The sequence below is a fragment of the Pumilibacter muris genome, from assembly GCF_943193045.1.
Taxonomy (GTDB): domain Bacteria; phylum Bacillota; class Clostridia; order Christensenellales; family Pumilibacteraceae; genus Pumilibacter; species Pumilibacter muris.
Map to the genome: position 1 here is coordinate 179,020 of NZ_CALPCN010000005.1, position 23,699 is coordinate 202,718.

21 protein-coding genes are annotated in these 23,699 nt (G+C 45.3%); 11 read left to right on the forward strand and 10 right to left on the reverse strand.

Annotated elements, in window-relative coordinates:
- Positions 1 to 65: 65 nt before the first annotated feature.
- The gene (locus tag NFR62_RS07480; RefSeq protein ID WP_251616930.1) at positions 66 to 878 is read left to right on the forward strand and encodes a ParA family protein; all 813 of its coding nucleotides are present in this window, start codon (positions 66 to 68) and stop codon (positions 876 to 878) included.
- Positions 875 to 1,705, forward strand: a complete 831-nt coding sequence (locus NFR62_RS07485; RefSeq protein WP_251616931.1) for an AraC family transcriptional regulator — start codon at positions 875 to 877, stop codon at positions 1,703 to 1,705. Before NFR62_RS07480 ends, NFR62_RS07485 begins: the two co-directional genes overlap by 4 nt.
- Before the next feature lie 177 nt (positions 1,706 to 1,882).
- Here NFR62_RS07485 and NFR62_RS07490 read toward each other — a convergent pair whose 3' ends face one another.
- Together NFR62_RS07490 and NFR62_RS07495 are read right to left on the reverse strand one after the other, a co-directional pair.
- Positions 1,883 to 2,821: a hypothetical protein gene (locus tag NFR62_RS07490; protein ID WP_251616932.1), complete on the reverse strand. Its 939-nt coding sequence runs from the start codon at positions 2,819 to 2,821 to the stop codon at positions 1,883 to 1,885.
- 111 nt (positions 2,822 to 2,932) lie between these two features.
- Entirely contained in the window at positions 2,933 to 3,556 is a 624-nt protein-coding gene (locus tag NFR62_RS07495; protein WP_251616995.1) for a metalloprotease family protein, read from the reverse strand.
- Here NFR62_RS07495 and NFR62_RS07500 point away from each other — a divergent pair.
- Positions 3,485 to 3,706: a hypothetical protein gene (locus tag NFR62_RS07500; protein ID WP_251616999.1), complete on the forward strand. Its 222-nt coding sequence runs from the start codon at positions 3,485 to 3,487 to the stop codon at positions 3,704 to 3,706. The two genes, NFR62_RS07495 and NFR62_RS07500, sit on opposite strands and share 72 nt — an antisense overlap.
- Positions 3,707 to 3,722: 16 nt before the next feature.
- Here the strand turns inward: NFR62_RS07500 and NFR62_RS07505 are convergent, their stop codons facing one another.
- Genes NFR62_RS07505 through NFR62_RS07515 form a run of 3 tightly spaced genes read right to left on the reverse strand, consistent with a single transcriptional unit; the run spans position 3,723 to position 10,239 of the window.
- Positions 3,723 to 6,887, reverse strand: a complete 3,165-nt coding sequence (locus NFR62_RS07505; RefSeq protein WP_251616933.1) for a phage tail protein — start codon at positions 6,885 to 6,887, stop codon at positions 3,723 to 3,725.
- 26 nt (positions 6,888 to 6,913) lie between these two features.
- Positions 6,914 to 8,554, reverse strand: a complete 1,641-nt coding sequence (locus NFR62_RS07510) for an InlB B-repeat-containing protein (RefSeq protein WP_251616934.1) — start codon at positions 8,552 to 8,554, stop codon at positions 6,914 to 6,916.
- Positions 8,555 to 8,571: 17 nt separating this feature from the next.
- On the reverse strand, positions 8,572 to 10,239 hold the full coding sequence (locus NFR62_RS07515) for an InlB B-repeat-containing protein (protein ID WP_251616939.1): 1,668 nt from the start codon (positions 10,237 to 10,239) through the stop codon (positions 8,572 to 8,574).
- Between the two features lie 148 nt (positions 10,240 to 10,387).
- Between NFR62_RS07515 and NFR62_RS07520 the strand changes: the two genes are divergently transcribed.
- The 3 genes from NFR62_RS07520 (at position 10,388) to NFR62_RS07530 (ending at position 11,581) form a co-directional block, all read left to right on the forward strand.
- Positions 10,388 to 10,669 (forward strand): helix-turn-helix domain-containing protein, encoded by a 282-nt coding sequence (locus NFR62_RS07520; protein ID WP_251616940.1) that lies wholly within the window; start codon positions 10,388 to 10,390, stop codon positions 10,667 to 10,669.
- A 336-nt stretch (positions 10,670 to 11,005) separates the two neighbouring features.
- The gene (locus NFR62_RS07525) at positions 11,006 to 11,212 is read left to right on the forward strand and encodes a hypothetical protein (RefSeq protein ID WP_251616942.1); all 207 of its coding nucleotides are present in this window, start codon (positions 11,006 to 11,008) and stop codon (positions 11,210 to 11,212) included.
- 15 nt (positions 11,213 to 11,227) lie between these two features.
- A complete protein-coding gene (locus NFR62_RS07530) occupies positions 11,228 to 11,581 on the forward strand; it encodes a type II toxin-antitoxin system PemK/MazF family toxin (RefSeq protein WP_251616943.1) in 354 nt (117 codons plus the stop codon).
- A gap of 99 nt (positions 11,582 to 11,680) precedes the next feature.
- Here the strand turns inward: NFR62_RS07530 and NFR62_RS07535 are convergent, their stop codons facing one another.
- From NFR62_RS07535 to NFR62_RS07550, 4 genes are all read right to left on the reverse strand, one after another.
- Positions 11,681 to 13,144 carry an NAD(P)H-hydrate dehydratase gene (locus NFR62_RS07535; RefSeq protein ID WP_251616944.1) on the reverse strand — a complete coding sequence of 488 codons (1,464 nt, stop codon included), beginning with the start codon at positions 13,142 to 13,144 and terminating at the stop codon, positions 11,681 to 11,683.
- 37 nt (positions 13,145 to 13,181) lie between these two features.
- Entirely contained in the window at positions 13,182 to 13,532 is a 351-nt protein-coding gene (gene acpS, locus NFR62_RS07540) for a holo-ACP synthase (RefSeq protein WP_251616945.1), read from the reverse strand.
- Between the two features lie 4 nt (positions 13,533 to 13,536).
- On the reverse strand, positions 13,537 to 14,460 hold the full coding sequence (locus tag NFR62_RS07545; protein WP_251616946.1) for a P1 family peptidase: 924 nt from the start codon (positions 14,458 to 14,460) through the stop codon (positions 13,537 to 13,539).
- A 188-nt stretch (positions 14,461 to 14,648) separates the two neighbouring features.
- Complete coding sequence (locus NFR62_RS07550) at positions 14,649 to 15,260, reverse strand: RecX family transcriptional regulator (protein WP_251616950.1); 612 nt, start codon at positions 15,258 to 15,260, stop codon at positions 14,649 to 14,651.
- Positions 15,261 to 15,357: 97 nt separating this feature from the next.
- Between NFR62_RS07550 and NFR62_RS07555 the strand changes: the two genes are divergently transcribed.
- The 5 genes from NFR62_RS07555 (at position 15,358) to NFR62_RS07575 (ending at position 21,876) form a co-directional block, all read left to right on the forward strand.
- Positions 15,358 to 15,525: a hypothetical protein gene (locus NFR62_RS07555; protein WP_251616952.1), complete on the forward strand. Its 168-nt coding sequence runs from the start codon at positions 15,358 to 15,360 to the stop codon at positions 15,523 to 15,525.
- Positions 15,526 to 15,547: 22 nt separating this feature from the next.
- The gene (locus NFR62_RS07560; RefSeq protein WP_251616955.1) at positions 15,548 to 15,802 is read left to right on the forward strand and encodes a hypothetical protein; all 255 of its coding nucleotides are present in this window, start codon (positions 15,548 to 15,550) and stop codon (positions 15,800 to 15,802) included.
- A gap of 157 nt (positions 15,803 to 15,959) precedes the next feature.
- A complete protein-coding gene (locus tag NFR62_RS07565) occupies positions 15,960 to 18,785 on the forward strand; it encodes a TlpA family protein disulfide reductase (protein ID WP_251616957.1) in 2,826 nt (941 codons plus the stop codon).
- Positions 18,786 to 18,936: 151 nt separating this feature from the next.
- Positions 18,937 to 19,344 (forward strand): hypothetical protein, encoded by a 408-nt coding sequence (locus tag NFR62_RS07570; RefSeq protein WP_251616960.1) that lies wholly within the window; start codon positions 18,937 to 18,939, stop codon positions 19,342 to 19,344.
- Positions 19,345 to 19,365: 21 nt separating this feature from the next.
- Positions 19,366 to 21,876, forward strand: coding sequence for a hypothetical protein (locus tag NFR62_RS07575; protein WP_251616963.1), 2,511 nt, complete (start codon positions 19,366 to 19,368; stop codon positions 21,874 to 21,876).
- A 119-nt stretch (positions 21,877 to 21,995) separates the two neighbouring features.
- On the opposite strand, the gene NFR62_RS07580 is transcribed toward NFR62_RS07575, so the two are convergent.
- A complete protein-coding gene (locus tag NFR62_RS07580) occupies positions 21,996 to 23,699 on the reverse strand; it encodes a 4Fe-4S binding protein (protein ID WP_251616996.1) in 1,704 nt (567 codons plus the stop codon).

Sequence of the window (23,699 nt, forward strand, 5' to 3'; positions counted from 1 at the left end):
AACTTGATTTTAGTTTTGCATTATGCTATAATGAACCGAATAGGATAAACTGAGAGGGCTTTTTTATGTCGAAAATTATAGCCGTCGCCAACCAAAAAGGCGGCGTAGGAAAAACAACCACAACAATAAATTTGGGCGCGTTTATCGCCGCGCTCGGCAAAAAAGTTCTGCTTATAGACATCGACCCGCAAGGAAGCACTTCGAGCGGTCTCGGCGTGGAAAAGCGCAAGCTCACAAAATCCATTTACAGCGTGCTCGTGGGCGAAGATTCCGCCGCCGATTCCATTCGCCATACTTCCGTTAAGAACCTCGATATTATTCCGTCGAATATAGACCTTTCGGGCGCCGAAATAGAACTCGTGAGCATGGACAACCGCGAAAAGGTGCTTAAATCCGCGCTCGGAGAGCTTCGCAACCATTACGACTACATACTTATCGACTGCCCGCCGTCGCTCGCTCTTCTCACCGTGAACGCAATCACCGTTGCCGATTCTATTTTAATACCCATTCAAGGCGAGTTCTTCGCGCTCGAAGGCCTGAGCCAACTTATGAACACCATTAAACTCGCCAAAAAATATCTTAACCCCCAACTCGAAGTTGAGGGCGTTGTGCTTACAATGTTCGACGGCCGCAGCAACATAGTGAACAACGTTGCGGAAGAAATTCTCAAAGTTTTCGGAAAAAAGGTTTTTTCAACCCGTATTCCCCGCAATATCCGCTTAGTCGAAGCCACAAGCTACGGCGTGCCCATTATGCAATACGAACCGCGCTCAACCGGTTCGCTCGCCTATCTTTCGCTTGCCGAAGAACTTTTAAAACGCAACAACGACACATATACTCCCATTAAAAACGTAAATTCATTAAAGCGCCCGTTATGAGCGGCATAACAAAAAAAACGCTTCTGCGCCAACGCCCCCGCCTGCTTTACGCGGGTTTACACAATAAAGGAGCGGGTTGGCTAACCGATAAGCACGAAGCCGACGGGGTGGAAATTTTATTCGTTGCGGCAGGAAGCGGAAAAGCCGAAATAAACGGCTCTTCCTATCCCTTTGCGGCGGGCGATTTTATTGTTTGCAACAAAGGTTGCTTGCACCGCGAATTTTTCGACGAAGCGCTTGCTCACGAGCTGTTGTTCGCAGGGATAGGAAATTTGCGACTTTACGGGCACGAACCCGACACAGTTTTGAAAGAGCGCGAGTTCTGCATTATACACACCGAAGAATACTACGAGCCGCTTCGCGGTTATATGAGTCAGCTCGTTGCCGAAACGGAAGGAACGCAGCCTCTTAAAGAAGCGATTGCGGAACACCTACTGAAAATCATACTGCTATTCACCGTGCGGCTTGTTTCTTTCGACAGCGATTTTACTTTTAAAGAAAACGCGAGCTACCTTGCCGCCAAAGAATATTTCGACGAGCATTTTCTCGACATAAAAAATATGGACAGCGTGTGCAAAAGTTTGTATGTGAACAAATATTACCTTACGCACCTGTTTTCCCAAAACGAAGGCATATCCCCCGTTCAATACCTTATAAACAAACGGATAGAGCTTGCCTGCAAAGAACTCGAAGCCACCGACGACAACGTTGCCGACATAGGCAAACGTTGCGGCTACGCCGACCCTTGCTATTTCTCCCGCGTGTTCAAAAAGGTTAAAGGCGTAACCCCTTTGCGATATAGATACGTTTTTAAAGAAAAGAAGTAAGTTGTTCGTTTCCGAGCAAACATATCGTTTAACAGAAAAAAGATAGAGACACTTTCATGTCTCTATCTTTTAAAATATTTCCGCTTCATTCATAAAACTGTTTTGCAGATAGCACAGAAAAATTCTATATACAATACATTTAAATTTATAACTGAAAATTATAGTGCACTGTTTACCTTACGAAATGTCAGAATAAATATTGTAAGGTATTCCAAACCAATCCATTGCTTTATATGACACATACTTTTTCTTTTGCTTTTTCCCGTTATATATTCTGCATACCATTTTGCTGTTTTCTCTCACAAGTTTATTCATGGTATACTCGCTGACCCCGATAGTATGGCTTTTTTTATTTTCCGACGGCAAACAAACAAAATAATAATAGTTTACCATATCTCTGAAAATTAAGAATACGTCGCTTTTTGTATCATTACATATACTATAAATATTAGAGTCGCTAATTTCCATAAATGCATTCTCCAAATCTACGTTATCTATTTTATTTGCTATTTGAGAGTTCCCATCACTTTTCCGAAACAACTTTTTCCTGTTATAATAAATTAAATCATGCATTTCAAACTCACTCCCGGTTTTCGAGGTGTCTATATACCAAAGCTTATTTACGCTACCGATAAACGCTCCGCATAAATAACAATCGTTTCTTTCTATATCCAACGTAAAGCGTCCGTTGGATTTTGTTATTACAATATCGGGTTTCACATCCGCAGTCTCTTTAAAACGTTTTTGGCGTGTTGAATTTTCAAATGAAAACCTTAAACCCGCAAATGTAACTACGCTTGTTACAATAGCCGCAAATACCGTCATGGTCACTTGATAATATGTTTCGTGCATCAAGTTTAAAAGAGCGTTTTCCGCAACCAAAAATATCGGCGCAATAATTATATGTAGACTGAACATACGACTGTCCTCAATAGCCTTATATGCAAACAGATTAACTATCGACACTATAATATAAACTATCAACAAACTCTCGATTGCGGTAAACGCGACAGCTGTTTGCCATTTATTGTCACCACTCCCGATTTTATTTCTTATCACTTCTACGCCGCCACTAAATTTAAGCGCAAAATAGCCGACAACCGCCGCAACCGCCACACATGCAATTCCAAAAACTATTTTTATGAACAGCGACCATCTGCGTCTGTAATTTTCGCTACAATTTTTCATAATAACACCTTCCTATGTAATTTTATTATTTTATACACATTAGTTTTTTTTGGGCAATCTGAAGCAATATGAAATCAATAACGCCATTACGGATATTATAAGCGAAAGCACCAAAATACACAGTAAATAGCTTGCAACGCTCAATACTCCACTCGTAAAACCTTGCAATAAAACACCGTCAACCAAACCTAAAACTACGTCCACAATCAAGAACGCAAGAAGAACAAATATCAAGCCGTTCAACGCACCTTTTATATCGGGCTTGCTTAACGTCATGTGTAGGGCAAGAAAAATGCCCACAATAAGAAACACCCACCATTGCCACGTTACTGCGTACAAAAAGAATATAGGCACTGACGATAAAATGCTTAATAGAGCCCCGCCGAAATCCGCAACGAAGTCAACGACCTGTATTCCTGCCGATAATTCGACAAGAAACTCAGGCAATAATAAATACGCCATCAAATACAAGATTGCCGAAATAACTATAATCGGTGCAACCCCGATAAAGAAGTTCCCTACCTTATGATAAATGTTTTTCGGATTGTAGGTATGATTTACATACCCGAGCGTTCCGTCGGCGGAATTGATTTGAAAAAGCTTTATTTCCATTACCTTATGCCCGAAAATTACGCAAAACAGAGCGTGAGCGCATTCATGCACAGGAGTGCCGATGGCGCCCGTTATATAACAAGCGAGCCTGCCGAACGCCCCGAAATTTGCATAAAACCGTTTATTGCAAAACGCAATCAAAAATCCGAACAGAAAAATTATTCCGACGGTGAATACCGTTTGCAATACAAAACTTGTTAGAATTTGTGCAAACATATTAGTTTGGATTCGTCCAAGTAAATTCTACCCAAGCCGAGCTTATCGTACTTGTGCCGTTGCCGGACGTCCTCACTCTTATTTTGATTGACTTATAATTTTTGAAATTCTCGATAGGGTCGAGCGATGCCGTACCCGTATGTTTCACGGATTCATATTCGCCGCCATCGAAAGAAATTTGATAGTCATACCCCGAAGCGCCCGTAATCGTCGCCCACTTTACCGCACCGTCGGAATTGAGCGAGAACGACGATGCCGTAGGAGGCGCAAGCAACGTAATCGAATATCCGCTACCGCCGCCCGCAAACTGCGAATCAATATAGTAAACGTCATCGGAATCGAATAAGCCGCCCAAAGCCTTCACACGGATAACGTATGAACCCGTGCTCTCAATCGCTTTGCTTTCCTGACTCGCGGAAGAAGTAATGCTTTCACCTGCGATTTCATATAAATAGCCGTTTGCATTGTCGGACGCTTTCGTAATTGTAACATCAATTGTGCCGCCGTTTACAAATTGCTCATGGGAATAACCGTAAGAAATTTCGGGAGCTAAGCACGCTTTTACCACTTGCGTATAAGTAAAGTTATTGCTGTTAATATTGTTGTATCCGTCGCCTACCGCATACAGCTTCACGGTATGATTGCCGATAGTCGTATAGTGTGGCACATACGAATAAGTTGAACCCGAAACGTGAATATCGTTATTCACGCGCACGCCGTCGATTTCCAAAACATAAGAGCTTGCGTTCGTAACGCCCGTCCAAGTGTACGCCTTTTTTACTTTGTCAATGGCGAACGTAGGCGTATTCAATTTGTATACTGTTACCGCTACCGACAAAGCGCTATCAAGATACTTGCTGTCATTTCCTACCGCTTTAATACGGAAAGTATAAGATTTTCCGCCGCCCAAGTATTGAATATTAAATCTCGTGCCGTTCTGCACTCCGCCCGTTTGCATAACATCGCTTTCATACACTTCATAGGTGGGCGTGTATTCTGCGGTATTGATATTGCCCGAAGCATTCCACACAAGTTCTACGCTGTTAGAGAACATACCGTCGGGGAATGTAGGCGCAGCCAGACGGATAAACTGTTGCGTGGGCGAAGCCTCGCTTGTCATATAGTATACCGTGCCCAAATCGTTGAAATAGTTTGCTACGGAAATCATGTGCAATACCGTACCGCTCTCGCGAATGTACTGATACATATTGTCGAAAGCATTTTCGGGTAAAGCTTGTTCGCTTTGGTCAAGGTAAACCTGATAGCTCTTGGCATTAGCCACATTATCGAATCCAAGCTGCCCTTCGCCCGTTCCGTAAGAAATACGAATATTCGTAGGCGCATTCAAACGGTTCACGCTAATAGGCGCCGTATAGTTGGAGGCAAGCGTGCTTCCACCGTTACCCCGCGCGCATACCGACACATCGTAACTACCGGCTTTAAGCGTAGATAAATCAATATTAGTAGACGCGGCGCTAAGCACCGTTCCGCTGTATTTTACGGCATAACCGTTATTTCCGCTTACCGCCGACCATTGCGCGTTAAAACCTTGCATCGTAAGGTTTGTAGGCATAGCCTGAACAGTGATTTTAAACGATAGAGCACTTTCGGTTAAACACGGCAAGAACACATAAGTGCTACCCGAAATATTTTTCACTCCGCCCATACTGCGCACCGTATAATTGTACTCTTGCTGTGCGGAAATCGCATCGTCGGCAACATCGTTATCCGAAATAGCTAAAACCGTAGAAAGCTTTCCTTCCATAAGCGCGCCGTCTTTATAAAGCTGATAGCCCGTAGCGCCCGAAACGGCGGTATAGTTTACCGTAAATCCGCTTGCAAGCGACGAAGGGTCGCTCGTAATATAATTGTTGCCGGACGCTTGCGGTGCGGCAAGGCGTTCCACTACAATATCTTTTGAATACTTACTATCGTAATAATCGGAACCCGCTTCGGCAACTGCCTTTACGCGTACTTTATATACGCCCACTTGACTGTAAGCATATCCGAACGCCATTTGCGCCGACGGATAATCGGTACGATTTACAATACCGTCTTTTTCAAGTTCTACGCTATAACCTACCGCTCCGCTTACGGCGTTCCAAACAAAATTATTGTTTGCATCGCCGTCCAACTCCAAATCGGAATTCCAAGAAACCGTAGGCGCAGGCAATATATAAACAATCTTTTCTTCCGACCAAGACGAAAAATAATTGCCGCTGTTATTGTAAGGCTTTACCTGCACGGCAAGCGAAGTTCCCGCCGTCAAGCTATCGTATTCCGTAACGTTTACCGTTTGATTTTGCACCACATTATTTATCTTGATTTGATAACCTTCGGCATTATCGACTTTATCCCAATGCAACGAACCGTTTTCCACTATAAGCCCCGTAGCAGGTTGCAAATAATGAAAACTATCTTCTTTAACCGCCGAATCAAAAGACGTTACATGGTCGCCGAGAGCTTTTATCTCAACGGTAAAATCCTTGTTTTCGGAATCGTATCTGAACTTAGTACCCGATACCGCTTGCGCTTGTCCGTTGATTTTCACTTCATAATTAACGGCATTTCCCATCCACGAGAGACTCTCGCCGTCGTAAGATATTTTAGTAGGCGCGGAATTTACAAACACTTGCTTTTCGGCACTCCAAGCGGAATAATAACTGTTATCTCCCGAAACGACAGGGCGTATTTTAATACGGTTGCTACCGGCTTGCGCCGTGTAATGCGTATCCGTAATATCGTTGGGAAGAATATCGCCATTTAAGCTGATGCGGTACGCCGAAGCACCAACTACCTCATCCCAAGAAAGTTCACCGTCATCGGAAATGCTTATATTCTCTATCGTATCGAGCGGAATAAAGTGCATAGAAGCGCCGTAAGACTTGTCCGAAATCACCGAATTGACCGTTACGTCAAATTCTTCGCCCTTTGCGTCGTATGTAAAAAGATTGGTATTTACCCGTTTTTCCTCGCCGCCGTTGATTTGCACCGTATAATATTCGGCAAGAGTCACCTTATCCCAAGTAATGCGGGTTCCGTCGTAGGTGATATTCGTAGGCTTATAAAGCCCTTCTACCTCTTTCTTGCTACACGCAGAAAGTCCGAGAACTGCACATACCGACATTATAAGGCACGCTACAATCAGCAGATTTCTTTTTTTCATTTCCTTTATCTCCTTTTGTTTGTTTTTTAATATAAAGTTGACATATCGGGATATTCGATTTCCACGTAGAAATCTTTCCAAAAGCTACCATTTGAAGACCAATAACCTCGATAACTCGTATATAGACAGCAGTAAAGAATCGGGGAGCTTAATTGGATAGTGGCAGTTCTTGTATATCTTTCATAAATGGAATCCGAGTGTTGTTCACTGTAACCCCATATTTTATACACATCACTTGCTGTTTTTTCCCTATACCAACTCATGTAAGTTTTGTATGGATTGGATACCGAAGCACTGTCATGTTTTGATTGATAAGTTACATTGATGACAATACTTCGAACGCCTTTATTGAAAATATCTGTCAAGTCTAAATCGTATCTACTTTTATCCATATTAGGAGTTTCGTTTCTTACTTGTACTCCAGATGATGTATCGTTAATAAAAACCCTTGTGTCTTTTAGCACTTTCCAATACTTTGCATATAATTTTATACTATTCGCCGACATAGCGGTATTCGTATATTTCCCTCCGTTGCCGTCATACCACCCCGCGAACATATATCCCGCCTTTTCAGTTTCGGGCAGAGTAATGCTCGTTCCTTGCGGTTCGGAAATATTCGTAACTTCCGTTCCACCATTTGTATCAAAGATAATCATTGCTTGCCATTTGGCGGTAAGCTTTACGCTATTCGTCGGCATAGTGGTTGCGCTGAAAGTAGAGCCGCTTGCAGTTTGCCAACCGACAAATTTGTAGTTCTCTCTTATCGGCGTAGGAAGATTGATTGCGTCGCCCACACGTGCAATAACGGAATTTATATTGTTGCCGCCGTTACTGTCAAAGTCAAGCACAGGCGCGAACTCTGCCGCATACAGCACCATTTCGCCCGTTACTTTGCCGTTGAATACTTCTTGCTTAGTCGTGTCATTTCTCTTTTTCGACCAAGCAATAACAGCTTTGCCGTCTACCCGTGTTTCAAGTTGCACTTCGGAAATAGGCGTGCCGTACTCCACCAAAACTTCTTCCGGAGCACCGCTCTCGGTGAAATAAAACGTAACGGCAAACTCTTCTCCCTTAAAGCCCGCATAGAGATATATGTAGCCTTTGGTATCTGACAAATCGAAAATACTTTCGTCAACGATATTTTTCGAGGGAATCGCACCGTATTGGTCGGCAACACGTATGCCTTGCTTATCGGGTTGTGTGTACCACCCTACAAAGTTTTTGTTCTCCATAGTAAGATTCAACGGCAAATCATTGATAAGTGAATTATACTCTACCGTAAGTGAACGGATACCCGTAACCGCAGCGCCCTGATAATCGAGAACAAGCGTAAATTCTTTCGCGCGGAACTGAGGATACAATACAATATTTTTATTATCTGTAAATGCGGCAACCGCGCTGCCGCCCGAGTTTACATACTGCGTTCCGCCCGCTTCCGCATCATAAAGCCCCATAAACTCATATCCGTTTTTTTCGGGAATAGAACTTATAGAATACAGCTTACCCGATTGCACTTCAATAGAATGTACACCCGTATTATCTGTATACTGAATTGTATACGTCTGTTCTCGCGGCGTATTTGTGCCACTGTTATCTCCGCAAGCGCACAACGAGAACAACATTGTGCAAGCAAGAATTACACCTATAAACTTATGTATCTTTTTCATATATACTCTCCTCTTGTTTAATAGAGCGTACTCTTATCAGGATATTCTATTTCCACATAAAAATCTTTCCAATAGTAATCACTGTACCACAAGTCTCCATTCAAATCCCTATAAATGCCAGTATCACTACAATAGCGGCAAATATAAAGAATAGGCGCATTTAATTCAAGTGTTTGTTTCCTTGTGTAACTATGCCATTTATTATCACTATGCGCTTCTTCATAAGACCAAATCAAATATGCATTGCTTGCCTGTTCGGCTGAAAACCATGCCATTAAAGTTTTTTGTTGCCGTGAAGACATTCCATTTTTTGCATAAGAATAGTATGATACTGTAACATTTATCATTCTAACACCAATATTATACAAATCACTTAAATCAAGATTATCTCTGGATTGATCCATACTCGGTGCTGTTGATACATTTTTCCACCCACCCTTACTTGTTAGCGAATCAATTATTACAACTTGTTTTGTTAAAACTTTATAATACTTTGCCAATAATCTCAGACTTTCTTGCGGCATAATTGTATATATATATTGTTCTCCGTTGCCGTCATACCACCCCGCGAACATATATCCTGCCTTTTCGGTTTCGGGCAGAGTAATGCTCGTTCCTTGTGGTTCAGAAATATTTGCCACTTCTGTGCCCCCATTGGTATCAAATATAATTATTGCTTGCCATTTTGCTGTAAGCTTTACGCTACTCGTCGGCATTGTGGTTACGCTGAACGTAGAGCCGCTTGTAGTTTGCCAACCTACGAATTTATAATTTTCTCTTACGGGCGTAGGCAAATTGATTGCATCGCCTGCGCGTGCAATAATTGAATTTATATTATTACCGCCGTTACTGTCAAAGTCTATTACAGGCGCGAACTCTGCCGCATACAACACCATTTCACTTGTTACCTTACCTGTAAACGCTTGCTCCTTATTCGTGTCATTCCTCTTTTTTGACCAAACAAGCACGGCTTTACCATCCACCCTTGTTTCCAACTGTACTTCGGAAATTGGCGTGCCGTACTCTACCAAAACTTCTTCGGGCACCCCGCTATCGGTAAAATAAAACGTAACGGTAAACTCCTCGCCCTTAAACCCTGCGTATAACTTTATGTTGCCGTCCGGATCGGACAAATCAAAAAGCTTTTCCGTAACCTTTCTGTTTTCGGGCAGCACACCGTATTGGTCTGCTATTTGGTTGCCCTTGCGATTAGGCTCGGTATACCAGCCTACAAAGTTTTTGTTTTCCAAAGTAAGATTAAGAGGCAATTCGCTAATTTCGGAATTATACGAAACTTTCATCGAACGACTACCCGTAACCGCCGCACCTTGATAATCTAAAATAAGCGTGAACTCTTTCGCACGGAATTGCGGATACAGAACAATATTTTTATTGTCGGTAAACGCTGCAACCGCACTACCACCGGCATTCACGTATTGCGTTCCACCCACTTCCGCATCATAAAGCCCCATAAACTCGTATCCGTACTTTTCGGGTATTGCGCTTATGGAATATAACTTCCCCGATTGCACTTCAATAGAGTGTACGCCTGTATTATCGGTGTACTGAATTGTATACGTCTGTTCTCGCAGCGTATTTGTACCACTGTTATCTCCGCAAGCGCATAACGAGAATAACATTGCGCAAGCAAGAATTACACCTAAAATTTTATATTTCTTTCTCATATAATACTTCCATTAACTCCAAATTATATAGTTAGTCTTATAGCAATAATCATTATAGTACTTTAAGACTAAATAGTCAACCTTATAAGACTAATATTTTTACAAAAAACGCGTTAAATTATATTTATAGGATTAATTGGAGGACAAAATGGACGTAGGAGAAAGAATTAAAGAGCTAAGAGAAAAAGCCGGCTTTACCCAAAATAAGTTAGCCGAATGGGCAGGCGTTTCGCAAACGCACTTGCGCAGAGTCGAACTCGGTCAACAAGATATTACCATCGGTCAGTTGCGCTTAGTATGCGATGGATTAGGAGTTACCCTTGCGGAATTTTTTGCCGTTAATGAAAAAGAAGAAAACCTAACGGACGTAATAGCAAAATTAACTCCAAAGCAAAAGCAACTTCTCATGGATTTTTTGAAAAGCATATAAAAATCATTTGTAATATTTATTTTACCTATTTCGTATTTTCTATCATTTGCGCAAAATAAAAGTCGAAACAGCACTATGCCCCCGCTTTGTCAACTCTAAAACATGCCTTTATAACACTTTCGCCGCTTTTTTTTGCACGCAAAAAAACAGAACGGTTTCGTTTGGGCTTACGCGGTTTGTTTTTTTGTTGGCGATAGATTCTTTTCGTCTTAACCCCAAAAGGCTTTACTTAATATTCGCTTAAATTAAAACAATACTAAAAAATATTTTCTTACCGTATTTTTTTGTCGTTTTGTGACACAATAGGTTTAGAATTCGTTAAAGGCGGAATAATTTATGAACGTATATCAAATAGAAGTAGACGACGAACTCAACGCAATTTTAGAGGAGGCGGCGCAAAAAATGGACGTAAATATCGAAAGTTTTATATCGCAAATTCTGAACCGATTCGCCATAGACCCGCATATTATGGAACAAGACGAAGTTAAAGACGGCTATGTGGAAATGGGCGACATAAATCTTAATATAAGCAATAACAAATAAAGGATATAATCAGCGGTGGATATAAAACGCGGCGACATTTTTTATGCGGATTTGAGTCCGGTTGTGGGAAGCGAGCAAGGAGGCGTGCGTCCCGTTTTAATCATTCAAAACAACGTCGGGAATCGCTATTCCCCCACCATAATCGCGGGCGCGATTACAAGCCAACTGACAAAGGCGAAACTCCCCACCCATATAGAAATTTCAAAAGGACAGTTCGGGCTCCCCAAAGACTCTGTTATTCTTCTCGAACAGCTTCGCACTCTCGACAAACGCCGTCTGCGCGAAAAACTCGGCTCGCTCGACCGCGACACCATTCGCAAGGTTGACAAAGCCATTTTAATATCGCTCGGATTTGCCGAAAACTATTGAAAATATATTGAAAAATAAAATTCGTTTCAATTTAAAACAGCTGCCGAAAAAAAAATTCGACAGACTGTTTTTTTAATATATAGCCGTATATAAACGGTTTTAAATTTCTTTAAAATACGGTATTATATCGCTTGCCAAAAGGCTCTCGGTTCCCGTAGTTTTTTCCGCTTTTTCCGCGCATTTGCCGAAAACGTAGCAACCGCGCAAAGCGGCTTCGAGCGGCGACATACGGCACGCGAGAGCGGCAATCATACCGCCGAGCACGTCGCCGCTTCCGCCTTTGGCAAGCGCGGGCGTTCCCGTAGCGTTCAAATAAACGGTGTTTCCGTCCGATATTACCGTTGTCGCGCTTTTCGCCACGACAACCGCGCCTATTTTTGCCGCAAATTTTTTAACTCTGCTAATAACAGGCTCGCTTTCGTCGAACATTCCCGCCGTAAGACGCGCAAATTCCCCCATGTGCGGAGTTAAAATCAAATCCGACTTTCTGTTGCGCAAAATTTCCGTATTGCCCGCAACGGCGTTGAGCGCGTCGGCGTCGAGTATAAGCACGCCCGAAAAATTATCTTTTATATATTCTATTATTTTTATAAGCTCTGCGTTTTTGCCCATGCCGGGACCTATTAAAATCGCTTTCGTTTTTTCAAACAGAGGTTGCAAACTTTCCGAATCGAAAATTATTTTTCCGTCCATGTCCGGCAAAAAGCACAGAGTTTCCTCTTTTACGCGCGCTTGATAGGCAGTTCGGAGAGACGACGGCACACACAGCGAAACGAGCCCCGCCCCGCATTTTAACGCCGACACCGCGCTTTCGTGCGCAAGTAACGACGCGCCGAGCATTTCGGGACTGCCCGCTATAACGCGAACGCGTCCGTAATCGTATTTGTGGCTAACAGGCTCGCGCGCTGGAAATTCCGCGTCGCCCTCTTCGAGAGCTTTCGCGATTCCCTCTCCTCTAAGCCCTATGTCGGCAACCGTGAGTTTCCCAACGTAGTTGCGTCCCTTCCCCATAAAATGCCCGAGTTTTGCAAACGAAAACGTGACCGTTTCAAACGCTTTAACGGCGAGTTCGGTTTCTCCCGTGTCGGCATTAAGCCCCGACGGAATATCCACAGCAACAACCCTCGCGGCGCTTGCGTTGCATTTTTCGGCAAGAACTCGCGCAACTCCGCCGAGCGGACGGTTGCACCCCGTGCCGAATATAGCGTCTATAACAATTCCGAAATCGTCGGGCCGGAATTTATCGACGGATATTTCTTTTACGCCGAGCAAGCGGCAAGCTTTTAACCGAGCCGAAGCCGCCGCGCCGAAATTGTCCGACGCGAGCATGAGCTCAACTTTTCTACCCGCCAGAAAAAGCATACGCGCAACGCTCAAACCGTCGGCTCCGTTGTTGCCGCCGCCCACAAGCACGCAAATTTTTTCGCTCTTTTTCGCAATACGCAATACGCGGCGCACAACCGCCGCCGACGCGTTTTCTATTAGAATATCCTCGTTAAGCCCAGATTTTTCCGCGCGCGCTTCGGCTTGTTTCACCTCGTCCACGCTTAACACGTTCAACATTTTTAATGCCCTCTACCATTTCTTTATGGGTATTACTTTACATAACAAGCGCGGTTGCCACCGCGTAATCGCTGCAATGCGAAATCGAAAGTTCTATTTGCACCGACGGAAAAAGTTCTGCGGCTTTTCCGCGAAGCGCAACTTGCGGCGCTCCCGCGCCGTTGTGCAATATTTCTATATCGTTCGGGCGAAAACCGCAAAAACCTGTGCCGAGCGCTTTCGCAACCGCCTCTTTGGCGCAAAACATACCCGCAAGCGTTTCTTCTTTTTTTCCGTGCGCCATGTAATATTCGCGTTCGGCACAGGTATAAACTCCGTTTAAAAACGAAGCGGATTGGGCGGATTTGCGCACCCGCTCTATTTCGATTATATCCGTTCCTATCTTCATGCGGCTACGCCTCGCGGTGCAATACGGCGCTCGTTACCGCGCGCGACACAGCCTCAACCGCCATTACTTCGAGCATGGAAAATTCGCATTTCGCTTCTCCTTTCGAAATTGCAAACAAAGTGTCGCCGTCGTGTTCGGTATGAACGGGCTTAATCGACTGCGCGAGTCCGTTATGGCTAATCGACGCAAGTTTATTAGCCTGTACTTTGGTGAGAGCGGCGTTTGTTAAAACGCAACCTATTGTTGTGTTGCCGTACATAAGGCGGGCAAAGTTCCCCGACAGTATGCACCCCACAGTGTCCAAAAAGCCGCCCGCATTGTCGCGCGCGCCCGCAATTATTTTGCCGCTTTGGTGGTCAACAACGTCGCCGAGCGCGTTCACCGCAACAATAGCCGTAACAAACAAATCGGGGGTGCCTACGGTAGCCGCTCCTATTCCTCCCGCCGAGCAAAACTGCGCGCCGCGAATTTTCCCTACGGTTGCGCCGGTGCCCGCACCCACTTGCCCAAACGGCACCCCGTTTGCGCTTGCGTTCGCCGCCGCCTTCTTTCCCATTTCGGAATCGGGATAGTCGTATCCGTCGCCCGATAGGTCGTAAAGCACAGCCGAGCAAACGATGGGCACGATTTTATTGCCTATTGAAAACCCCTCGCCCATATCGCGCAAAAAGTTCATAACGCCGCAAGACGCTTCGAGCCCGTAGGCGCTACCGCCCGAAAGCACAACCGCGTTTATATTCTGCATAGCCTTTTCGTTGTGCAACAGGTCGGTTTCGCGCGTGCCGGGAGCGCCGCCGCGCACGTCCGCACCCGCAACCGCGCCGCCACCGCACAACACTGCGGTGCAGCCTGTGTTTCCGTTGTCGGCGTGCCCCACAGTTATGCCGCTCGGCAACAAAATTTTAGGCACAAACGTTTCTTTTTTCATTTTCTTTCTCCTTATAAAAGGTTAATTATTCGCTCCATGTATGGGATTGCTTCGCTACGCTCGCAATGACAAGGCAAAACGAATACAGCCGCACGTTGTCCTTAGCCGAGCGCGCGAAGCGTGCGAACGCCACGAGCCGTAGGCGAGTATTGCGAGGAACGAACGCAGTGAGTGACGCGGCAATCTCCTCAATCGGCGTCAAAACGCTCGCACAATTCGCCGACAACTTCGCGCACGGTGTCGTAACGGAACCCTTTCCCAACGAGAAACGCGGATAGCTTTCGCTTGTCGGTCGAATGCGACGACAACCATTTTTCGGCGACGCGCGTCGCGTCGGCGGTTTGGTCGTCGAGCTTTTCGAGTTCTTCTTCTATAATTTCACGCGGAACGCCTTTTTGCCGAAGTTCCGCTTCGAGTTTGCGAGCGCCCGACTTAGTTCTGTACGCTTCCACATACATGCGGCAATATTCGGCGTCGTTCACATAGCCGTACACAAGCAGTTTTTCAACCGCGCTCGCAACGGCGGTTTCGGAATATCCTTTTTGCGAAAGATAATCGGCTATTTCCTTTTCGGTGCGCGGACGAACGCCCAAATATTTGGCGGCTCGCTCGAATGCCGAAGCGCTTTCGCTTTCCGAAACGGCGTTTTCAAGCTCTTCGGGCTCTATTTCGTCGCCTATTTTAAGCCTGTGCAAAGCGGCGGTTATTTTTTCAAGTCCGCAACAAAAGCGCCCGTCTATATAAACGCTAACGCGGCTTTTATTCCTCGCTTGCGGTTTTATGTCGGTAATTTTTCCCACAGTCAATAGTATACAATAAGAATAAAAAATAATCAACTTGCGAAAGCTAAAAATATTAAATCGAATACGGCTAAACACCCGTGAAGGAGAATTCTTTATGAAGTCTATGGAATGTGTACGCGAAAAAGAAAAGCTCGTTTACAAAAAATGTTGCAACTACGCTTGCGAATGCGGTAGCGACTGCCTAAGAAAACTGCTCGGCGACGCCGCCAACGAATCGCGCATGCGTTTGGGCATTTCAAGCGACGAACTTAAAAACGACTAATTAAAAGGAGCGAACAAAAAAAATGAAATTCAATTTCTTCTGCAAAAGCAAAAAATCGCAAACCTCTTCCGACTGCGCTTGCGGTTGCACAAAAGAGGCTCGCAACAGCGTGCGTCTTACCGACGCCGAAATAGCCGCCGACATTTTGAGCGACCTCGAAAGCCTTACGCACGAATACAAATGTCTTTGCGAAAGCGGTTGCGACTGCGGCGAAAAACTCCGCAGCTGCGAAACCTCGCGCAACTGCATTTGCGAATTTGTAAATAACCGCGACTGAAAACTTTGCGGGCGCACCGCGCTCGAACTCGCGGCTTACAAATAATGCTCACAGAAAAATCACTCGCATTCACTTGCAACGCGGGTGATTTTGTGATATTATTATAATGTATAGTTATAACTATAACATATTATTTAATATGCGAGGACCCAACAACATGAAAAAAACAAGGAAAACCTGTTTTACGGCGGCATTGCTCTGCGCGGTATTGTGCTTCGGTTTTGTTCTAACGGGTTGCGGCGAAACCGCAGTTTATCCGGCGTTTAGAAATCCCGTAAACAATAATCCGTCGGAAAATCCCGACGGTTCGTTTAACGGCAAATATACGATTTCGGTCGTTTCGGCAGGCGGGCTTCCGCTCAACGGCGTGCGAATATCCGCCAAAAAAGACGGCAACACAATAGCTTCGGGAATTTCCAAAAACGGCGTTATAGAACTTTCGCTCGCCGCCGACGAATATACTCTCGTTGCCGACGAAAGTTCTTTGCCCGCAGGCTATTCGGTTCCCGCCGACGCAAATTTTAAAACTTCTGCCACAGAACCGAACGCGAGAGTAATTCTTTCGTCGGCGGTAATTCCCACCACCGCGAACGCGAGCAAACGCTACGCGCTCGGCGACGTTATGCACGATTTCGGCTTTACCGCAACCGACGGAAACAGATACACGCTTTCGGGCGTGCTTGCGAGCAAAAAAGCCGTGCTCATCAATTTTTGGTACAAAGCTTGCTCTCCCTGCCAGTCGGAATTTCCCGCCATGCAAAAAGCTTACGAGGCTTTCGCCGATAAGGTTGCGATAATAGCGTTGTCTACGCAAGACACCACCGACGTAATAAAAGATTTTAAGGAAGAGCGCGAACTGTCGTTCCATATGGCTAACGACGCCGCTAACGTAACAAACCTTTTCAGCGTGGGCGCATTCCCCACCACCGTAGTTGTAGACCGCTACGGTGTTGTGGCGCATATAGAATCGGGCGCGGTAACAAGCGAATCCACCTGGAAAGCAATGTTCAATAAATACGCCGCCGACGATTACACTCAAGAACCTCCTTCGGAAGACGGCGACCAAGACAAACCGACAGACTACACAAAACCCGACCCCTCGCTCGTGCAGCCCGCGTCGGCTGAAATAGAAGCGGCGGTTTTAGGAAAAGGAGCCGCAGGAAAAGTTTCGAACTTCCACCCCGAAACCAACGAAAACGACAAAGACAGGTCTTTCCCTTTCCTTATAGGAAACGACGGAAAGCACGTTTACGCGTCTAACACCAAAGTTTCAATGTCGTTCGCTATAATGTATTGCGACGTATCGCTTCAAAGCGGCGACGTTCTGTCTTACGAATACATGACCGACACCGAATCGGGCAACGACGTGCTTTTCGTTCAAATCGACAAAGACATAGTCGGGCAATACAGCGGCAACAGCGAAGGGTGGCAAAAAGAGTTCGGCGTGTATGTTGCAAACCGTACCGAAACCGTATCGCTCTCGTTCCTATATCTTAAAGACCCCGAAAAAGACGATGGCACCGACATGGCTTGCATACGCAACATAGAAATAACCGACATTAACGACACCGAAGGTTCGTTCGACCAACTTGTTTCTGCGGTAGACGGCTTGGAATCGAACGGCGTTAATTACGGGCTTAAATTGCTTGCGCCGGGAGAAAACGGAAACGACGGGATTTATTATATGGTGGAATACGCTAACGAAAAAGGCGAAAACGTGCGTTCCATTTTGCTTGCCGACGTTTTGAACTACACCTACTGGGGCGATAAACACGCCGAAAGCAAAAAGTTCACAGCACCCACCGGTTCGCTGTTCGCTTCATCGCTTTATTACCTGTCTTATTGGACTATGTCTAACTACGAAAACATTTCGGATAAAGTTTCTTTGTTGTTCGATTACGGCGCAACACATACCGACACGGTTATAGACGCCTACTATATGCAGCCGTTCTCCGACAACGAGCTTATGCCGGTGAATACCGCGCTAAAAGAAGCGCTCGACGCTTTTGCAAAAGAATACTGCAAGAAAAACGGACAACAATATTACGCCGACCAGTGGCTTGAAATGTGCTTTTACTATAAGCATCACGGCAACAAAGAGCTCAGCGGCGTTTGCAACATGACAAACGACCCCGTTAAAGGGCTTTCGCTCAACAACGCATACGAGCTTAAATTCTCTACCGTTGTGGATATAACGAAAGGCATAAAGCACAACGGCGGCGGATTGTGGTATAAATTCGTTCCCGCCAACACAAGCGTGCACAATTTTTATTCCACTTATGTGCCCGACGACAGCACCGCCGACCCCTTGATTTGCATATACGACGAACAAGGCGAATTGCTGTTATTCAACGACAACGACGAAAGCTATTTGCACTTTTTAAAGGGAGCCGACAGCTACGCCAAAGACAACGAGCACTTTAACGCGCATATCTTGCTTACCGCAGGAAAAACCTATTACATTCAAGCAACTCTTGCCGACCCCACCGCCGTTAAAGGCAAATTCCGTATTAACATAACGGATATGGGCGTGAAATCTTACGATTATTTGCGGATTTGCTCAACCGACTTCGGAACATGGAATCCGAACGGAGCGTACAACGGCATAAACGTTGCCCTCAGCCCCACCGACGGTTATTATCACGCCGTAACCGAACAATTCGACTACGGCTCGAAAATCTACATCGATTTTATACGCCCGAACTTTTACGACAAAAACAACAACTCGCTTTACGACTTGATTCGTGGCGGAAGATTTAATTTCAGACTGTACGGCGACAGCGACTATACGCAGGAACTTCTCGCCTACTACTATAAGTCGGTGCAAGGCAAAAATCCGTCGGACGAACTTTACGGCATGTTGGAAGCCGACGCGCGACTTGTTCATATTCTTAACCGACAAATTTTTCACACATACGGCGATAAGCCTACGGCGAACGGGTGGTTGATGTTCGCGTGCTACTATTTGCACATAGGAGAGTAACGCCGCGCGAAAAACAACTTTTTTGCTTGACACGTTTAACCGCTTATGGTAAACTATTAAAAAATGTAGAGACAACGGCGTCGTGACCTTATTTGTTGTGGTGCCGTTTTCTTATATAAACAACGCAAATAAATTTCAGGAGGATATATCCATGAAGAAAACAGTAAAAAAACTTTCCCTTATTCTTTCGCTCGCGCTCGTTGTGCTTGCTTTCGGCATGTTCGCGGCGGCGTGCGGCGACGACGACAAAAGCTCTAACTCTTACGACGTTAAGCTTGTGTATGCCGACGGCTCGGCGGTAGACGGCACCGCAGTAAACGTAACTGTGCAAATTTGTCTTACCGATGCGGCGGGCGAAACCGTGAACTGCTATTTGCCTAAAAAGGTTGCGGCAGACGGAACTTGCAGCACAAAAGCCGACGAGCTTCCCGCCCTTAAAAGCGGCGAAAAATTCCATATTCAAGTGAATTTACCCGACGGTTACAGCTACGACGAAAGCGCGGCAAATCTTTACGTTACCGCGCCCGGTTCCGTAACTGTAACGATTACAAAAAATTAAATTTTTAAGGAGACTGCATATATGAAAAAAGCGTTGCAAAAAATTATTCCGTTTGTTTTATGTTTCTGCATGTTGTTCTTATTCGCATGCAAAGACACAAGCACTCCCCCCCCCGCAAACGGCGGCAACAACGGCGGCAACGAACAAACTCCGCCCGACGATAACAACCCCGACGATAACAATCCCGACGACGATAAAGACCCCGACGAAGAAAAACCGCCGGTAGACAAAACGCAAACTTACACCATTTCGGCGAAAGATAAGCAAGGCGCCGCGATTGCAAACGTTTGGTTCGAAGCGTATTACTACGGCGACTACGAAGCTAAAAGCGACCTTACGGTTGTGCAAAAAGCGAGCACCGACGCAAGCGGCATTGCAACTCTTAAATTCGAACCCGAAGACGGAACGTCTTACATGGCAAGACTTGCTTCGGAGGGCGAGAAAGCGACCGACCCCGCGTTAGACTACCGTTACACTCTCGACAACAAAGCCGACGGAACTTCGCTTACATTCGATTCGGAAAGAAAAGCTACTGCGGTTTTCAACTACTACCCCAACAAATTTCCTTTTTCGTTAACAACCGAACATTCGTATAAGCGAGTAGCTACGGAAGATTCGTTTACCGAAAGCGGCGACGATTTGATATTAAATATTAAAGCTAATATAATAGATTATTTTTGTTTCGCTCCTTACATAGCTCCGAAAATAAACGGCGACGGAATGACCGAAGCCGAATTCAATAAAGCGATAGACGAAGCAACGGATGCGGCAAGACAGGCGGCAAGCGGAAAATACGATGTAACTTTCACTACCGACAGTAACGCAAACATAACTATGGAACGTTATAACGGCAACAGAGGCAACACACCGATAAATGCCGAAGGAGTTCCCACGCAAATTCTTGCAATAACGGGAAATGCGCCCGACAATGCCGAAGACGCCGAACTTTACACAGGCAACGACACAGTTTCGCTCGAACTAACCAAAGACTATTCGGCAAGCGACTATTTGTTCGGCGTAAAAGCAGACAAAGATTGCACCGTTACCATTTCGGTTACCCGCACGGGCGACGTCACCGAAGAAACAACCGTAACAATAACGCCCGTAGCTCCTTCGGGCAACCCGATAGAGTGGACGGACGCGAAAGTGGCTGAAAACAAAAACGATGGCGAAAACCTTTTGGAAATTCCGTTCGACGGCACTGAGAACGTAGTTCTCGGCACAGACGGCTACTACCGTGTGGGAGACGAGAACGGAGCGCTCCTCTACGTTGTTCTTACCAAAGAGACGCGTGGCGGCACAACGCCGATAAGCGAGCTTAAAACCGACCCGAACAACCCCAGAGCGGAAACCATATTCCAGTTCCAGTCTAAAACCGACCCTTCGAAGAAATTCGACTATTCCATTTTCGTAAACGGCGAAATGGACGAAAAAAACGAAAATAAAGTAACTTACGGATATGCCGACCTCGCAAAAAACAGCTACGGCGTTTATCCCGTAAACGAAGAAATAAGAACTTTCCTCGAATATTGCGGTTTCTTTATGTGCGCGGAACCCGGAGCGCAAAACTGGCTTATCCCCTGCAAATACTTCGGCTCTAACACCATAACCGAAACGGGCGCTCTTATTACCGTAGGAAATAACGCTTTATCTCTCACAGAAGCCGAAGCATACAACGGAAAGCTTTACACAGTTAAATCTTTTAGCGGTGGCACTTTCACTCTTAGAGCAACCGACGATAAAGTTTTGGTGTGGACTACCGACGTATACAATCCCCTTATAGGCGAAAAAGATAATGACGGCGAATACCAATTTGTCGGCTCGTATAACTTCGAATTGAAAGCGGGCGAATCGTTCTCGTTCTACTGCGGATACGCATGGGCGGAAGCCGTAGATTACAATTTGCTTTTGCTCAAAACGTCGGGCGACCCCGAGCCGTATATCGGCTTAGGCTTAAACTCTGCGAATATAACAGAAACTTACAGCCCGCAATCGTTCTTTTTCACTCCCGAAAAAAGCGGTTGGTACAGAGTTTCGGTTTCCGAAAATGACGTTAACGGAATTCAAGACATTTCATACGATAATAACCCCATTATCGATTTATTTTCGGAGCCTGACGAAAATGGGAATTTTGTAGGATTCGCAATATATCTCGAAGCAAATGTTGAAATCGAAATAACATTAACGGCAAGCGCAATAGGTGACTATTTGTTTACGTTGGAAGAAACGGAGGAACCCAAATTCGTTACGGGCGAAAACATGATTAGCGGACTTACTCAAAATTCACCCTTAACGAGAAAATTCGGAGGCGAAACGGGAACATATTCGATTACGATACAAGCTCGTCCAGGTTTTTCTTCCACAATAACCGTAACAATCGGAGAGCAAGCTTACACGCTCAATGCCGAAAACAACTACACCGTAAATGCGGAAATATCCGCAGACGCGGAAATAACCGTTTCGACCGATAACAGCAATAATAATCCGTTCTTCGGCGACGAATTTATGCTTATGTTCGAATTAGCGGCTTAAAAAACAACTAAATAATACGGTATAGCAAAAAGAGCGCCCGAATTATATCGAGCGCTCTTTTTATAATTTAATTAAATTAGTCGAGCCCACTCCAAACGAACCGAATTCTTTTAAACGCCTCACATTGCGTTTTCTATTGCCGCAGAAAGAGCAGCCTCGCTCGTTTTACCCTGTTGCACAAAAGTTATTATGCCCGAAGTATTCACAACAACGGTTAGCGGATACGCGCTTTTTCCGCCGAGCATTGAAAAGCAATCCGTTTCCGAAGTGTCTTGCGCAAAGATTATCTGCCAATCGCGCCAACCCTTGCCGTCTATAAAGCTTTGAACTTCGGTTTCACTCGCCATATTCGCGGCGTGCACCGCAACCATAACGATTTTATCGCCGAACTTTTCTTTAACGCTCTCAAAATAAGGGAGTTCTTCCACACAAGGGTCGCACGTTGTATACCAAAAGTTTATAACCGTAACAGTCCCCTTATGTTCGAGCGACGAAAATTTGTCGGCTTTAATTCCGTTCGTATACGCGCCTTGCGTGTCGTAAGTAGTTAAGGTAAAGTCGGGGCACTTGTCGCCCAAAGCGTAAACCTGCGTCACGTTGGTAGGCGCCAAAAAATTATAATACACCAAAGCGGTTATAAGCAACACAACGGCAAGCGCCCATGCGCCTATCTGCAAACCGAAATTCCGTTTCAATATTTTTTCGGCGGAAGTTAATTTTTTCTTTTCCCGCGCGCAACTCAGTTCTTCGCCTTTTGAAGTTTGCTCGGTGGCAAGAGCCGAATTCGATTTTTTAAAAACTTCAACGGTATCCGTTTCTGTCGTTCCGCTTACGTTCGCGTTCAAATCTTGTAGAACGGAATTTCCGTTCTCCGAACCGTTCGCAGCCATAGCCGCAAGCGGAGCCTTTTCTACTGCGGGAACGGGCAAATCGTCGGTTGCCGACGGATGCAAAAACAATTTTGCGCCTTTCCACCCTATTGCCTTAGTTGGGCAAACGGGTATGCACTCGCCGCAATTTATACATTCGTGGTCGCCCACTCGTTTCACGTCCATTTTGCAGGTTTGCACGCACAGTCCGCAATCGGTGCATTTTCCGTTGTCGAGGCTCACTCCTATAAGCGCGAATTTATTAAAAAATCCGAGAATAGCGCCGAGCGGACAAATAAAGCGGCAAAAAAAGCGGTAAATAAAAACGCTTGCCACAGCAAAAACCACAAGCACAACAAACTTCCAACTGAACAGGTAGCCGAGCATTGCGAAAAAGTCGGAATTGTTCGGGTTCATGAGCAAAAACAGCGAACCGCCGAAAGTTCCCGCAGGGCAGATATATTTGCAAAACGCAGGTATTCCCTGATATATTACGGGAATAGCTATAACGAACACCGCAAGCAACACATATTTAAAATACGAGAAAAAGCGCGTGTATCTGCTCTTACGCAATTTGGGCGTTTTAATTTTGTAAAGCAAGTCTTGCCCAAGTCCCGTAGGGCACAAAAAACCGCAAATAGTTCTTCCGAGCATTAGCCCGAGCAAACACAATATGCCTATTATGTAATAGGGCGCGCGCGTTTTAGACGAAGCCATCGCGTTTTGAAGAGCGCCGAGCGGGCACGCCGTTATTGCGCCGGGACACGAATAACAATTCAAGCCGGGCGTGCACAAATACTTTGTACCGCCGCGAAAAATAACGTTGTTCCCCTTTCCGAAATATCCTTTTATATTCGCGTTAAACAGCAAAACGGAATATAATTGAATCAATCGGCGTTTGGTAGGCGCATGGGTTTTAAACCACCCGCCGAGCTTTTTAAAAAAATTTTTCAC